Origin of the sequence: Bradyrhizobium centrosematis (genome assembly GCF_045571495.1) — a bacterium.
Classification (GTDB): Bacteria; Pseudomonadota; Alphaproteobacteria; order Rhizobiales; family Xanthobacteraceae; genus Bradyrhizobium; species Bradyrhizobium centrosematis.
Genome location: NZ_CP120703.1, coordinates 3,038,625 through 3,053,058, shown reverse-complemented (window position 1 = coordinate 3,053,058; position 14,434 = coordinate 3,038,625). Strand labels below are relative to the sequence as shown.

Genomic DNA, 14,434 nt, shown 5'->3' with positions numbered 1-14,434 from the left:
GCCGTAGGGCCACACCAAATCGATGTCGGGGTTCCATGACTGATAGCACACGCGCGCTTTTCGATCGCTGGGAGCGGGTCTGGCACGAGGGACGATTTGACCTGATCCCGGACTGCGTAGGGTCGCACTACATCCGCCACGATGAGAAAGGCGACCGGACCGTTACCCGGGACGAGTATGCGGTGGAATTGCAGGCGGTGCATCGAGACAGGCCTGGAATCCGCGTCCTGGTGTACGATCATTCCTTCACGATCGACCGCGCCTGGTTCCGATTTGCATTCGTATGGCCCGATCCCACGACCGGCGCGACGCATAGTCGGGCCGGCATGCAAAGCTACCGTATCGAGGGCGGCAAGCTCGCCGAAACCTGGATCACGATGGCTGGTCTTGGTACTGCATGGGCGGACGAGCCCCAGGTCAGCTGGACCCGCCGCAAGGCATGAGAAAGACGCAAGGTCGGGACGTCGCTCGTGCGCGGTTCGCGTTTGATGCACCGGCGGAGCACGGTCCATCGCGCGACGGGTCACGGCCACCATGCAAGGCATGGCTGGTCTTCAACCACACCTAAGTGTCTTGAGCAGCGGCAGGCGAACGTGTAAGGCCCAACCAATCCTGCCCAGGTGATCGATTGAACCCCCTTCCCCCAAATCCCGTGGTCGCCTCCGGCTCGTTCGCGGCGATGAGGTCGGTGCCGTATCGTCTGCAATTCATGGCCTATGTGCTGGCGATGATGGCCGACAATATCGAGCACGTGATCAGCTATTGGGTGGTGTTCCAGAAATTCCATTCGCCGGCGCTCGCGGGCTTTGCGGTGCTGTCGCACTGGCTGCCGTTCCTCTTGTTCTCGGTCGCGGTGGGCGGGCTCGCCGACCGGTTCGATCCGCGCCGCATCATCCAGTGCGGCATGCTGCTTTTCATCGTCGCCTCCGCCGGATGGGGCTTCTTCTTCATCACCGATACGATCCAGATGTGGCACGCGATGCTGCTGCTGGTGATCCATGGCTGCGCCGGCGTGCTCTGGCAGACGCCGAACCAGCTCCTGCTCTATGACCTCGTCGGCCCCGCGGATCTGCCAAGCGCGGTGCGGCTGAATGCCATGGCGCGCTATCTCGGCATCCTGGTCGGGCCCGCCGTCGGCGGAATCATCATGCTGACGCTGGGCACCTCGCACGGCATCATCTTCAACACGCTGTTCTATCTGCCGATGCTGCTCTGGCTGTTCTGGGCGCCGGCGCGCGACAAGAGCGTGGCGGCGCGGCGCTTCGCCGTGCGCGGCCTTGCCGACATCGTGCTGACCATCCGCGCCATCGGCACCCAACCGGTGCTGACGGCGATGACATGGCTTGCCGGCCTCACCTCCTTCATGATCGGCAACGCCTACCACGCCCAGATGCCGGGCTTTGCCGGGGATCTCGGCCACGGCGATCCCGGCGTCTCCTACAGCGTGCTGCTCGCGGCCGACGCCGCCGGCGCGCTGCTCGCCGGCATTGCGCTCGAATCCTGGGGGCGCCTCAAGGGCACGCCGCGCACGGCGATCATGCTCGCGATGCTCTGGAGCGTGGCACTGCTCGGCTTTGCCGCGGTGCGGATCTATCCGGTCGCGATCGTGCTGCTGTTCTGCGCCGGCTTCTTCGAGCTGTCCTTCAACACCATGGCGCAGGCGCTGGTGCAGCTGAACGCGCCGCACGACATTCGCGGCCGCGTCGTCGGTCTTTATAATATGGCGGGCCTCGGCATGCGGGCCTTCAGCGGCATCACGGTCGGGCTGTTTGGGGCGGCGATCGGCATACACTGGTCGCTCGGCCTGTCGGCCGCGCTGCTGCTGGCGCTGCTGCTGTTGCTGCAGCGGCGGGCAGCGAGCCCGGCTTGAGCGGCCGCGCCGGGCCTTTGGGGTGTGGCTTTTCGAACGCATTGTGTCAGTCTGTGACCGCCGCACCCGATCCTAACGCGGCATTAACCCTATGCACCTTAGGGTCGTCCCGGACTCCGCCCGGGCGGGGGGTCGGGTGTTGAAAATGGCGTTGGCTAACAAAAAGTTTCTTCCGGCCGCCGAGGAGCGTCGGCGCTTCCAGCGGGTGAAGGTGCACCTGCTCGGCCGCTACATGCTGCCGGACCGCCGCGAATTCCCCTGCCAGGTGATCAACATGTCGCCGGGCGGGCTCGCGCTGCTCGCCCCCGGCATCGGCAATGTCGGCGACCGCGTGGTCGCCTATCTCGACCATATCGGCCGCGTCGAAGGCAAGATCACCCGCATCATCGACAACGGCTTCGCCATGACGATCGGTGCGACGCCCAGGAAGCGCGACAAGCTCGCGGCGCAGCTGACCTGGCTCGCCAACCGCGACATCCTCAATCTGCCGGAGGACCGCCGCCACGACCGTATCGTGCCGCGCAACCCGATCGCGGTGCTGACGCTCGAGGACGGCACCAAGATGACCTGCCGCATCATCGACCTGTCGCTGTCGGGCGCGGCCATCGCCGCGGAGAACCGGCCGCCGTTGAAATCGACGGTTCTGCTCGGCCGGGTCCAGGGCCGCGTGGTCCGAAACCTCGAAGACGGCTTCGCGCTGGAGTTCCTGCACGAGCAGCCGATCGAGACACTCGAAGAGAGCGTTACCGCGCGGTAAAGCACCAGAGCGCGAAAACACCCGTATTTCCGGCGCTGAAGGCGGCCTCCGCGATGCGGACGCCGCCTTTTCCTTGCCGCGAGATGTGCCGCGCTCAGGTTAACGCGCGCCGCTTTGCAGGTGGGAAACGGCGGTTCCGACAGCGTTTCCGCGTTAATCGAGAAACTTTGAATCAATTGCAGTTGTTTCGAATTTTATGAGAATTCGATTCAAGTATAGATCGAATTCGCCGCGGCTTTTACTTGTATTCGTCTCGACTTGACTTGACTGACTTAGCGGCAGCTCAAAAGCTCCGTGCGCAATGTGGTCCCAACAAGAAACGGGGGCCGCAATGTTTGACTTCAGGGGACAGGGGAAAGGGCTGGCGCTGGCCGCCATGCTCTTCGGGATCAGCGCGGCAGCGCAGGCCGGCGAAAGCCGTCTGCTCTACGCGAGCCTCGGTGACACCACGCGTGCACCGATCGGCTGGGTCGAATTCTGCGCGGACAATGCCGCCCAGTGCCAGGGCGCACCGACGCAGCCGCGCGACATCGTGATGTCGCAAGGCGCATGGCGCGACCTCGTCAAGGTCAATCGCTGGGTCAACGAGACCATCAAGCCTTTGACCGACCAGGAGCACTGGGGCGTGATCGAGAAATGGTCGCTGCCGACCGACGGTTACGGCGACTGTGAAGACTACGTGCTGTTGAAGCGCAAGATGCTGATCGATGCCGGATGGCCGCGCGAGGCCCTGCTCATCACCGTCGTGCGCGACAAGAAGGGCGAAGGACACGCGGTGCTGACGGTGAAGACCGACAAGGGCGAGTTCATTCTCGACAATCAGAACGAGAACGTCGTCGCCTGGACGGAGACCGGCTACCGCTTCGTCAAGCGCCAGTCGCAGAGCGATCCCAATGTCTGGGTCTCGCTGGGCGACACCAAGCCGGCGGTCTCCACCGCCAGCGCGAAGGATCAGTAGGAACGAGACAACGAGTTACGCGGCCCGGTCACATCCCCACCCCTCCCCGTCCCAGACCGGTTCGCGCGCGGCCAGGCTTCCCCCAAAGCCTGGCCGCAACTTTTTTCGGTGGCGAGCCGCCTCACTCTGCGGCTTCAAGATTGGCCGGCTTCTCGACCTCGCCTAGCGGCGACACCGCCGGGCCATTGAGCGCGGTGCCGTCGGGCGCGAACTGCGAGCCGTGACACGGACAATCCCAGCACTGCTCCAGCGCATTCCAGTGCACGACGCAGCCGAGATGGGTGCAGCTTGCGGAATGCAGATGCAAATGTCCGTGGCGGTCTCGGCACGCCGCAACCTTTTTCAGGCCGCTGCGGACGATGCGCCCTTCGCCGGGCTGCAGCCGCTCGACGGTCGCGATCTCGCTCGCCGCGAGATACTCCGCAAAATTCTTTAGCGGCGTGATGTTCTCGCTGATGAACTCACCGATATTCCTCTGAATCTTCCGGGAGGGGGCGTAGAGATCTTCCCACGGGCTCGCGCCCGTCGTGATCAGATCCGTCACCAACAGGCCGGCGACGAGCCCGTTCGTGATCCCCTGGCCGGAATCGCCGCTGACGATGAAGACATGCTCCTCGCCGGGACTGCGGCCGATGAAGCCGGCGAAATCGACCGGCTCCAGCACCTGACCGGACCATTGATGAGTGACCTCGCGCAAATCCGGCAGGCGCTCGCGTGCCCAGCGCTCGAGCGCGTCAAGGCGCTGCGCGCCATCGTTCGCTTCACCCGACTTGTGATCTTCTCCGCCGACGATCACGATGTCCTCGTCTTCAGAGAACGGCTGCAGCCGGACATAATGATAGGGATCGAGCGTATCCCAATAGAGCGCATCCTCCAGGGCGCCGGCTGCCATCCTCGCGGCGAGCGCATAGGTGCGGTAAGGTGCCTGCTTGGTGTGGATCGCCACCTCGACGTTGACGGGCGAGTTGGTTGCGACCACGACGTCGGTGGCGTGGACCTCGTGGCCTGAGGCGGTCGTCACGACCATCTCGCCATGCCGCTCGCGGATGCTCTCGACACACGTATCGGCGTAGAGCCGAGCCCCGCGGCGCTTCAGTGCGCCTGCCAGACCCGCGAGGTATTTGGTCGGGTGCAGGCGCGCCTGGCTGGCAAAGCGCAGCGAACGCACCTGACCTCTGGCATGGAACGGGGTTGGATCGACGCAATTTTCGACGGGAATCCCGAGCTTGCGACAGCAGTCCAATTCGTCGTCCAATTCGGACGCGGACGTTTCGGGTGCCTGCACCCAGTAACCATCGACGCGTTTGAAGTCGCAATCGATGTGCTCGGCCCCCTGCACGGCCTCGGCCCGATCGATCGCGGCGGCGACGCTCTGATAATAGCGGCGCGCACAATCGAGCCCGCGCACCTTCACCAAGGCGTCGTAACCATCGTCGAGTGCAGTGGCCAAATGCGCGGTGGTGCGCGCCGTCATCCCGCTGCCAATGCTGCCGCGGTCCAGCACGACGACCGAGCGTCCATGGCCGGCCAGCTCATAGGCGACCGATAGCCCAGCAATTCCAGAGCCGATAACGACGACATCCGTGCCCAGCGTTCCGGACAACGCCGGCGCGTCCGCGACCGACACATCCATCCAGAGCGATCGGGTGTACTCATCCCGTACGTTCATGACACGGCCTCCTCACCCACGAACCAAACGACCCGGCAAGATCAGGGTTCCTCTCTTGCAGTCGGCGACAAGAAATGCCGTTGAAACGGGGATCGAGTAGGAACCTTCAGCGCGCTCGCGGTTGAACCGGCATGACAGATCCATCACCCGGGATGCGCAGGGCATTGCGTCATGCCCAATTGTACGGCCACCTGCTCGTCCGACATGACAGGCTGTATTACCCAGGAGGTAACCATCCCATCTGCTCGGTCCAGCTTGCACGGGAGATGGTCAGGTCAGGATGGATGACGAAGCAGGACGGCGATTACAAGATCACCCCGGACGGGCAGCTCGCCGCGGAACGCGAACTCGGTCGCTGACATAGATCGCCGGTCGGGCCACCGCCACCCCTCCCCGTCCCAGGCCGGTTCGCGCGCGACCAGGCTTCCCCCAAAGCCTGGCCGCAACTTTTTAGGGCTATGCCGGCGCGGTCTCGGCGGCAGCCGGAGCCGCCGCTGGCCGCGCGATCAGGGCATAGGCGACCGGCACCACGAACAGCGTGAACAGCGTGCCGATCGACAGCCCCGTCGCGATCACGAGGCCCATGTTGTAGCGCGACACCGCGCCCGCACCGCTCGCGGTGATCAGCGGAACGACGCCGAGCACCATCGCCGCGGTCGTCATCAGGATCGGCCGTAGCCGGATCGCCGCGGCCTCGATGATCGCCTCCGTCCGCCCCTTCCCGGCCGCGCGCAACTCGTTGGCGACTTCGACCATCAGAATGCCGTGCTTGCTGACGAGGCCCATCAAGGTGAGCAGCCCGACCTGGGTGTAGATGTTGAGACTCGCGCCGCCGATGCCGAGGCTGATGAAGATCAGGGCGCCGGCCAGCGACATCGGCACGGACACCAGGATGACGATGGGATCGAGGAAGCTGTTGAACAGCGCGGCGAGCGCCAGGAAGATGATGATGACGGCGAAAGCGAACGTCGTGACGAAGCCGCCCGACTCCTGCTCGAGCTGCCGCGAGGCGCCGCCGAAATCCACCGTGTAGCCGGCCGGCAGTGTTTTCGCGAGATCCTTGAGCGTGGCGAGCGCGCTGCCCATCGACACCGTCGGCATCGCAACGCCGGAGATCGTCGCCGCATTGATCTGCTGGAAGTGGTTGCGCGACTGCGGAACGGTCCTGTTCTCCAGATGGGCGACGGTCGACAGCGGCACCATCGAATTGTCGCTCGCCTTGATGTAGTAGCCGAGCAGCTGGTCCGCGTTGAGCCGTTCGTTCTGGCGGGCTTGCGGAATCACCTTGTACGAGCGGCCGTCCAGGCTGAAGTAATCGAGATAGTTGCCACCCAGCATGGTCGCGAGCGAACCACCGAGGTCGCTCATCTTCAGGCCGAGGTCGCCAGCCTTGTCGCGGTCGAACGTGACCATGGTCTGCGGCTTGTCGACCTTGAGGTCGGTATCGAGGAAGATGAACTGCCCGCTCTTCAACGCCTGCTCCATGAAGTTGCGGGAGACCTCGTTGAGCTCGTCATAGGAGCCGGTCGTGCCGATCACGAACTGGATCGGGAGGCCGTTGCTGCCGGGCAGCGGCGACGGCTGGAAAGCGACCGAGCGCGTGCCCGCGATGGTATTGAGCAGATTCTGGAAGTCCGGCTGCAGCGTCTTGGTGGTGAGCACGCGCTGCTCCCAGGGCTTGAGCACCCAGCCGCTGATCACCTGGGTCGAGGTGTCGATCTGGAACACGGTGGCCGTCTCGGGGCGCTTGGCAATCAGATCGTAGAGCTGTCGTCCATAGAACTGCCGCTGCTGGAGAGTCGCCGAGGGCGCCGCGGTCGTCAACGAGAGAACGACGCCCTGATCTTCGTCCGGTGCGAGCTCGCTGGTCGAGGTCGCATACAGCCAGGGAATGCCGGCGAGCAGCAGCAGCGCAAACACCGCCACGACAGGCTTCATGGTGAACACGGCTTCCAACCGGCGGCGATAGGCGCTGGAAAGCCAGTCCAGCACGTGGTCGATCCGGCGCACCAGTCGCGCCTCCCAATGGGTCGCGTCGCGCTCGGTCCGGCGCAGGAGCCAGGCGCAGTTCATCGGCGACAACGTCAGCGCGATCACCGCCGACACCGTCACGGCACCGGCGAGCGTGAAGGCGAATTCGATGAACAGCGCACCGGTGAGGCCGCCCTGGAATCCCACGGGCACGTAGACGGCGATCAGCACCACGGTCATGGCGACGATCGGGCTCGCCAGCGCACGCGCGGACTGGATCGCCGCTTCGACCGGCGCCACGCCCTCGTCGATCAGCCGGTGCACGCTCTCCACCACGATGATGGCGTCGTCGACGACGAGACCGATCGCGAGCACCAGGGCCAGCAGGGTCAGCAGGTTGATCGAGAATCCCATCAGCAGCATCAGGCCGAAGGTGCCGATCAGCGACAGCGGAATGGCGATGACGGGGATCAGGACCGAGCGCCACGAGCCCAGGAACAGGAACACCACGACGATCACGATCACCACCGCCTCGAGCAGCGAGTGGATGACTTCGCTGATCGAGGAGTTGACGAAGTCGGTGGAGTCGTAGAGCACCTCGCTGACCAGCCCATTGGGAAGCTGCGCCCGGACGTCGGGCAGCACGGCCTTCACACCATTGACGACGTCGAGCAGATTGGCGGTCGGGGCCGTCTGGATGCCGATGTAGACCGCGGTCTTGCCGTTGAAACGCGTCTCGCTGTCGTAGTCGTCGTTGCCGAGTGTGACGTTGGCGACGTCGCGCAGGCGGATGATGGCGCCGTTGACCGTCTTGACCACGAGGTTACGGTACTGCTCCAGCGAATGGAGATTGGTCGAGGCCGCCAGGTCGACCTGCACCAGCCGGCCCTTGGTCGTGCCGAGGCCGGAGATGTAATCGTTGCCGGAGAGCGCCGTCGACACGTCGCTTGCGGTGAGGCCGTAAGCCGCCAGCTTGTCGGGATCGAGCCAGGCGCGGAGTGCGAACTTCTTGGCGCCGAGCAGCTCGGCGGTCTGCACCCCAGCGACGGCCTGCAGCCGCGGCTGAACCACGCGCGTCAGATAGTCCGTGATCTGGTTCGGTGCCAGCACCTCGCTGGCGAAACCGATATACATCGCGTCGATGGTCTGGCCGACCTTGAGGGTCAGCGTCGGCTGCTGCGTGCCGCTCGGAAACTGGTTCAGCACCGAATTGACCTTGGCATTGATCTCGGTCATCGCCTTGCCGGAATCGTAATTCAGCCGCAGGTTGACCGTGATGGTGCTGGAGCCGGTGACGCTGCTCGAGGTCATGTAGTCGATGCCGTTGGCCTGGGCGATGGCATTCTCGAGCGGCGTCGTGATGAACCCGGCGATGATGTCGGAATCCGCGCCGGCATAGGCGGTGCTCACCGTGACGATCGCGTTCTGCGTGCGCGGGTATTGCAGGATCGACAGCGTGGCCATCGAGCGCAGGCCGAGCACGAGGATCAGGACGCTGACCACGAGCGCCAGCACCGGTCGGCGGATGAAGATATCGGTGAAACGCATCTTGTCCTGAACTCGTTTGTCGCCACTCGTTGCTGCGGTATCCTCGCGCCGTCGCGAAGCCTACTGATCGACGATGTTTGGCGCGGCTTCCGCCTGCGGCACGTGTGAATTGTCGATCTTGACCGGGCTGCCGTTGCGCAGCTTCAGCTGGCCGGCGATGACCACCGTCTCCCCCGGCTTGATCCCATCATTGACCGCGACGCGGTCGCCTTTCGGGGGCCTCGTCTTGACGAACATCTGCCGTGCGGTGCCCTGCCCGTCATGGAGATCGTCGACGAGATAGACCATGTCACCGTAGGAATTGTTCACGATCGCGGTGAGCGGGAGGGTGACGACCTGCTCGGGCTTGCCGACGGCGATCTCGACCTTTGCGAACATGCCCGGCAGCAGGCGGGCTCCGCCATTGCCCAAGGTGGCGCGAACCTGGATGTTGCGGCTGCTTGAATCCACCTTGGCGTTGATTGCCGTGATCTGCCCGGTGAAGCGCTCGGCCGGAAAGGCGTCGACTGCGACCGACACGTCCTGCCCGATGCGGATCGAGGCCAGCGCCTGCTGCGGCAGGTAAAAGTCGACATAGATCGGATCGAGACTCTGCAGCGTGACGATGCTCGTGCCGGCGGAGAGATACTGGCCGAGATCGACGGCGCGGATGCCGAGGCGCCCGGAGAACGGTGCCTTCAGCGTCTTCTGCTCGAGCAGAGCCTTCTGCTGCTCGACCAAGGCCTGGGCGTTCTTCAGGTTGGCCCTGTCGCTGTCAACCGTCGCCTGGCTCACCGCGTTGAACTTGATCTGCTCCTCGTCGCGCTTGAGCACGATCGCGTAGTTCTCCGCCGTCGCCTGCAGTGAACGTAGCTTGGCGAGGTCGTCGGTCGCCACCAGCGCCAGCAGGGTCTGTCCGGCCGTGACGCTGTCACCCGAAGAGAACTCGATGCTCTGCACGATGCCGGCGACCTGGAGCGCGAGATCGGCACCGTTGACGGCGCGCAGCGAGCCGACCGCGGTCAGGCTGGACTGCCAGGGCGCGTTCGCTGCAACCGCTGTGGAGACCGTCTGCGGCGGATTGGCCAACGCCCCGATGGCCCGCCTGATCATGATCTCCTTGAAAGCCTGGAATCCATAGAGGCCGCCGAACAGGATTGCCATCCCACACAGCATGATGGTCATCCGCTTGATCATCGCAACGCGTCCTCAGTCTTCTTGTCGACACCGGCGAAATAAGCGGCATTGGCGCGCGGCAGCGCGTCCGGCGTTTCATCCACGCGATTCCACCAGCCGCCGCCGAGCGCCTGGAACAGCGCGGCGGTGTCGGTAAAGCGGGTCGCTTGCGCCTTGACGCGCGACACCCGCGCGTTGAGGTAGGATTGCTGGGCATTGATGATGTTGGCGTACGGCACGGCGCCGGTCTTGAACTGCTCGACCGCCATCGTCAGGCTGTCGGCCGTCGCCTTCTCGGCGGCGGTCTGCGCCTTCAGCGTCGCGGCGTCGTACTGGATGGCGCGCAGGGAATCCGCGACGTTCTGGAACGCGGTCACCACCGTGCTCTTGTAGAGCGCGAGATCCTGCTCGAACGCCGCCACGTCGGCTTCCTTGGTGTGGTACAGCGTTCCGCCGTCGAAGATCTTCTGGCTGACGCTGGAAGCGGCACTCCAGACGATCGTCTCGGGCGAGAACAGCCGCTCGGGACTGGTGGCACCGTAGCTGCCCGAGAGCGTGAGCTGCGGCAGCAGGTTGGCGATGCCGACACCGACGGTCGCGGTTGCCTGATGCAAGGTCGCTTCGGCCTGACGGATGTCCGGGCGCTGCCGTACCAGCGTCGAGGGCAGCGACAACGGCAGCCGCCCGGGCAGGCGCAGATCGGCCAGCCGCACATGCTCGCCGCGGTCCTGGCTCGGCAGCCGGCCGAGATAGGCCATCAACTGGTTGCGCTGTTGCGCCAGCTGCTTCTGCAGAGGAGCCAGCGTCGCCTTGGCTTGCGCCAGCGTGGCCTCTTGCGACAGCAGGTCGGATTTCGAGATCGCACCGACCTCGAACTGCCGCTGGATGCGCGCCAGCTGATCCGACTCCGCCTTGATGATCTCCTCGGTCGCAAGGATTTGATCGCGAAGCGAGGCATCCGTGATCGCGGCCGTCACCACGTTGGCGGTGAGCGCGAGATAGGTCGCTTCGAGCTTGAAGTCCTGATAGTCGGCCTGGGCTTGCAGCGCCTCGACCTGACGCCGCGTGCCACCCCAGATGTCGAGCGCGTAGGACACGCTGACCGAAGCGTTGTAGAGCGTGTAGGTCGAACCTTGCGCCGGCCACACCCCCGACTGCGACGTGCTCGTCCGATCGCGCTCCGCCGAGGCGCTTCCGGACACTTGCGGAAACAGGCTGCCTTGTTGCGCCAGCGCACTCTCCCGCGCATAGCGCAAGGCGAACTGCGCCGCCTGCACGTCGGGATGATTGCGGATGGCTTCCTCGACAAAGGCGTTGAGCTGCCGCGAGCGGAATAGCGCCCACCAGGCGCCGGGAATGTCCCGGCCTGTTTCGAAGCCTTGCGAATTGCCGCCGGTCACCGGCGCGCTCGTGGTGGCGGCCGGGCGCTGCTCGCGTGTGTAGCCGTCCACGGCCGGTCCGGCCGGCGACACGAAGTCCGGTCCGATGGCACAGGACGCCAGTACAACGCCGCAGAGCGAAACGCCGGCCCAGGCCGGGGCCCGCGCCGGCCGCCACCCTCCTGCGACGACGGGGACGTGCCTGGGCCGGCCTGAAAGAGGAGCTGTCAAAGAACTAAACCGTTTAGTTTTTGTCCGGAAGGCTGTATGTTGCAGGTTGGAACCAAAAGTCAAGCCGTGGGGTTACGGGCCAATGACGACGACAGTGCATAAGGCGCAGATGCGAGAGACCAAAGAGCTGGCCGATACGAGTCAGAAGCCGCGCGCCAGGGCCAAGCACAGCCGGATTCTCGACAGCGCTCGCGTTCTTTTTCTCGATCAAGGCTTCGATGCCACCAGCATGGACGCGATCGCGCGCGAGGCCGGGGTCTCGAAGGCTACGCTCTACGTTCATTTCGACGACAAGGACGATCTGCTGCTGGCGCTCGTGAATGAGGAGTGCAAGCGCTTCGGGCCGAAGACGCTATGGCGCGATCACGGTGGCAAGATCGATCTCAGGGCAGAACTCCACGCCATTGGCACGACGTTCCTCGACGCCTTTCTCGACCAGCGCGGGCTCGCCGTGCACAGACTCGTGATGTCCTGCGCCTCGCGCTATCCGCGCGTGGCGGAAGTATTCATGAAGTCCGGACCGGACCGCTGCGACTCCGAAGTCGCCGCCTTCCTGCGTGCAGCGCAGGCGCAGGGCCTTGTCGACGTTTCCGATGTCGCCATGGCAGCGACGCAGTTTCTCAGTCTGATTCAGGGCAAGGAGATCCTGAAATGGACCCTCTCGATGAAGACGCCGAGCCCGGCCCACCATCGCGCCCTGATCGAGAATGGCATCAAGGTGTTTCTCGCGGCCTATGAACGACGTCCCGCGGCTGCGAAGCGGACGCGGCGAAACTCGGCAAAGGCATCGGCGCGCCGCTAAGGAGCGATGCGACTGGATGAACGTGATCGCGCTCTGGGTTGTCGTTCAAGCATGATCTCTAGGAAGCCACGGCGGATCACACTTTAGTATCCGGACCGCTCAGGCGCCCAGCACGTCGGCGAGCCGCAGCTCGTCCGCGGCCGGATCTTTCAAGAACAGCTCGGCCTCGATCTCGGTCAGATGCGACAGCATCTGTGCGCGCGCGGCCTCTCTGTCGCGCTTGCGGATCGCGGCAACGATGCCGGCGTGGTGATCGGTGCCGCAGGCCGGCGTGTCGTGGCGGCGGTAGAGCAGGATGATCAGCGAGGAGCGCGCGATCAGCTCCTTCAGAAATCCGAGATAGATGCTGTGGCCGCTCATCTCGGCGACGAGCTTGTGAAACTCGCCGGAGAGACGGACCGAGGCGCGGGCGTCACCGCGCAGCTCGGCCTCGCGCTCTTCCGTGAGATGGTGCTGCAGACGATCGATCCAATCAGGCGACACCGCATCGATGGCATGATCGACGATGGTGGGCTCGATCAGGCGCCGCGCCTCGAACACTTCGCGGGCGTCGGCCGGCGTCGGCCGCGCGACGAAGGCGCCGCGATTCTTCTCGATGTTGACGATGCCCTCATGCGCGAGCTGCTGCAGCGCGGTGCGCACCAGCGTACGGCTCGCGCCGTAGATCTCGCCGATCTCGTCCTCGCCGAGCTTGGTGCCCGGCAGCAGGCGATGCTCGAGGATCGCTGAGGTCACACCCTCCCGGATGCGGCTGACGCGATCGCTCGCATCTGGCGCGTCGGATTTGGGGCGAGACTTGGCAGCCATTAGGTCGAGGCGTGGTTCGAGGACTCGATCGGCGACGTTCGCCCCGAATGTTAGTCGACGTGCTGTATCCAATCACAGGCGAAACTTTATACAATCTTCGCCCGTTTTGTGTGCAGACGGCTGCGCGGAAAACAGGCGGGACGAAGGCGCCGGATTCGATCTAACGATCTGACTCCGCTGCACAGTTTTAGAATTCGGCCGGCAAGGAGGCGGTTGGCACGGAGCTTGCGGAGAGAACGGCAGCCCCGCCCCTCTTGGATACGCCATGGCCACTCCCGCCGCCCTTGAACTGGTCGCCGTCACCAAGCGCTATGACACGACGCTGGCGGTCGACGCCGTCAATCTGAAGATCCCGGCCGGCACCTATTGCTGCCTGCTCGGCCCCTCCGGCTGCGGCAAGACCTCGACCTTGCGGATGATCGCCGGCCACGAGGCGGTCAGCGAGGGCGACATCATCCTCGGCGCACAGAACGTCACCGACCTGCCGCCCGCCGACCGCGGCACGGCGATGATGTTCCAGTCCTACGCGCTGTTTCCGCATCTCTCCGTGCTCGACAACGTCGCCTTCGCGCTGAAGATGCGCGGCATCGACAAGCCGACGCGCCACAAGCGCGCCGGCGAGTTGCTCGAACTGATGGCGATGAGCCAATATGCGGGCCGGCTGCCGGCGCAGCTCTCCGGCGGCCAGCAGCAGCGCGTCGCGCTCGCCCGTGCGCTGATCACCGAGCCGCAGATCCTCTTGCTCGACGAGCCGCTGTCGGCGCTCGATCCGTTCCTGCGGGTCAAGATGCGCGGCGAGCTGAAGCGGCTGCAGCGCGAGCTCGGCATCAGCTTCATCCAGGTCACCCACGGCCAGGAAGAGGCGATGGCGCTCGCCGACCACATCGTCGTGATGAACCACGGCAAGATCGAGCAGCAGGGCACGGCGCGCGAGATCTTCCACCATCCCCGCACCGAATTCGTGGCCCGCTTCATCGGCGGCCACAACGTCCTCAGCGACGCCGGCAAACTCATCGCCGTACGCGCCGATCAGCTCGGCATCGTGCCGTTTGCTGACGGCGCGTTCGGCGCGCCGGCGCTGCTGACCCAGACCGAGTACCAGGGCTCCTACATCGCCGTCTCGCTCACGCTCGACGACGGCACCGCCCTGTTCTCCCACGTTCCCGAAGCCACGTTCGACGTGCACCCGTTCCGTCCGGGCGATCGCGTGCTGGCCACCTGGGATCCCGCCAAGGCGCAACGCCTGCAATAGCGCCCGTCACGACAGAAATGCGCAACACAGAGGAG

11 protein-coding genes are annotated in these 14,434 nt (G+C 64.8%); 6 read left to right on the top strand and 5 right to left on the bottom strand.

Features of this window, described 5'->3' with window-relative positions; all coding sequences use genetic code 11:
• The first annotated feature begins 35 nt into the window (after positions 1-35).
• From P6U31_RS14600 to P6U31_RS14585, 4 genes are all read left to right on the top strand, one after another.
• Positions 36-443 (top strand): nuclear transport factor 2 family protein, encoded by a 408-nt coding sequence (locus tag P6U31_RS14600; RefSeq protein ID WP_407189123.1) that lies wholly within the window; start codon positions 36-38, stop codon positions 441-443.
• Positions 444-679: 236 nt separating this feature from the next.
• Positions 680-1,870 (top strand): MFS transporter, encoded by a 1,191-nt coding sequence (locus P6U31_RS14595; protein WP_407189852.1) that lies wholly within the window; start codon positions 680-682, stop codon positions 1,868-1,870.
• Positions 1,871-2,015: 145 nt separating this feature from the next.
• On the top strand, positions 2,016-2,627 hold the full coding sequence (locus tag P6U31_RS14590) for a PilZ domain-containing protein (RefSeq protein WP_024340745.1): 612 nt from the start codon (positions 2,016-2,018) through the stop codon (positions 2,625-2,627).
• A gap of 331 nt (positions 2,628-2,958) precedes the next feature.
• Complete coding sequence (locus P6U31_RS14585; RefSeq protein ID WP_407189122.1) at positions 2,959-3,585, top strand: transglutaminase-like cysteine peptidase; 627 nt, start codon at positions 2,959-2,961, stop codon at positions 3,583-3,585.
• Between the two features lie 121 nt (positions 3,586-3,706).
• Here P6U31_RS14585 and P6U31_RS14580 read toward each other — a convergent pair whose 3' ends face one another.
• From P6U31_RS14580 to P6U31_RS14565, 4 genes are all read right to left on the bottom strand, one after another.
• Positions 3,707-5,254, bottom strand: coding sequence for an FAD-dependent oxidoreductase (locus tag P6U31_RS14580; RefSeq protein ID WP_407189121.1), 1,548 nt, complete (start codon positions 5,252-5,254; stop codon positions 3,707-3,709).
• A 456-nt stretch (positions 5,255-5,710) separates the two neighbouring features.
• Positions 5,711-8,773, bottom strand: a complete 3,063-nt coding sequence (locus tag P6U31_RS14575) for an efflux RND transporter permease subunit (RefSeq protein WP_407189120.1) — start codon at positions 8,771-8,773, stop codon at positions 5,711-5,713.
• 60 nt (positions 8,774-8,833) lie between these two features.
• The gene (locus P6U31_RS14570; RefSeq protein WP_407189119.1) at positions 8,834-9,949 is read right to left on the bottom strand and encodes an efflux RND transporter periplasmic adaptor subunit; all 1,116 of its coding nucleotides are present in this window, start codon (positions 9,947-9,949) and stop codon (positions 8,834-8,836) included.
• Positions 9,946-11,430: an efflux transporter outer membrane subunit gene (locus P6U31_RS14565; RefSeq protein WP_407189851.1), complete on the bottom strand. Its 1,485-nt coding sequence runs from the start codon at positions 11,428-11,430 to the stop codon at positions 9,946-9,948. The genes P6U31_RS14570 and P6U31_RS14565 overlap by 4 nt, the downstream gene beginning before the upstream one ends.
• On the opposite strand from P6U31_RS14565, the gene P6U31_RS14560 reads away from it, so the two are divergent.
• Positions 11,414-12,340, top strand: a complete 927-nt coding sequence (locus P6U31_RS14560; RefSeq protein WP_407189118.1) for a TetR/AcrR family transcriptional regulator — start codon at positions 11,414-11,416, stop codon at positions 12,338-12,340. The genes P6U31_RS14565 and P6U31_RS14560 overlap by 17 nt on opposite strands.
• Before the next feature lie 99 nt (positions 12,341-12,439).
• Here the strand turns inward: P6U31_RS14560 and P6U31_RS14555 are convergent, their stop codons facing one another.
• Positions 12,440-13,147 (bottom strand): GntR family transcriptional regulator, encoded by a 708-nt coding sequence (locus P6U31_RS14555; protein ID WP_407189117.1) that lies wholly within the window; start codon positions 13,145-13,147, stop codon positions 12,440-12,442.
• A gap of 265 nt (positions 13,148-13,412) precedes the next feature.
• On the opposite strand from P6U31_RS14555, the gene P6U31_RS14550 reads away from it, so the two are divergent.
• Positions 13,413-14,399 carry an ABC transporter ATP-binding protein gene (locus P6U31_RS14550; RefSeq protein WP_407189116.1) on the top strand — a complete coding sequence of 329 codons (987 nt, stop codon included), beginning with the start codon at positions 13,413-13,415 and terminating at the stop codon, positions 14,397-14,399.
• The last annotated feature ends 35 nt before the right edge of the window (positions 14,400-14,434 follow it).

Excerpts from the sequence above, each read along its gene's own strand:
- P6U31_RS14600 (WP_407189123.1), top strand. The coding sequence starts at position 36 with ATGACTGATAGCACACGCGCGCTTTTCGATCGCTGGGAGCGGGTCTGG.
- P6U31_RS14595 (WP_407189852.1), top strand. The coding sequence starts at position 680 with ATGAGGTCGGTGCCGTATCGTCTGCAATTCATGGCCTATGTGCTGGCG.
- P6U31_RS14590 (WP_024340745.1), top strand. The coding sequence starts at position 2,016 with ATGGCGTTGGCTAACAAAAAGTTTCTTCCGGCCGCCGAGGAGCGTCGG.
- P6U31_RS14585 (WP_407189122.1), top strand. The coding sequence starts at position 2,959 with ATGTTTGACTTCAGGGGACAGGGGAAAGGGCTGGCGCTGGCCGCCATG.
- P6U31_RS14580 (WP_407189121.1), bottom strand. The coding sequence starts at position 5,254 with ATGAACGTACGGGATGAGTACACCCGATCGCTCTGGATGGATGTGTCG.
- P6U31_RS14575 (WP_407189120.1), bottom strand. The coding sequence starts at position 8,773 with ATGCGTTTCACCGATATCTTCATCCGCCGACCGGTGCTGGCGCTCGTG.
- P6U31_RS14570 (WP_407189119.1), bottom strand. The coding sequence starts at position 9,949 with ATGATCAAGCGGATGACCATCATGCTGTGTGGGATGGCAATCCTGTTC.
- P6U31_RS14560 (WP_407189118.1), top strand. The coding sequence starts at position 11,414 with ATGGCACAGGACGCCAGTACAACGCCGCAGAGCGAAACGCCGGCCCAG.
- P6U31_RS14555 (WP_407189117.1), bottom strand. The coding sequence starts at position 13,147 with ATGGCTGCCAAGTCTCGCCCCAAATCCGACGCGCCAGATGCGAGCGAT.
- P6U31_RS14550 (WP_407189116.1), top strand. The coding sequence starts at position 13,413 with ATGGCCACTCCCGCCGCCCTTGAACTGGTCGCCGTCACCAAGCGCTAT.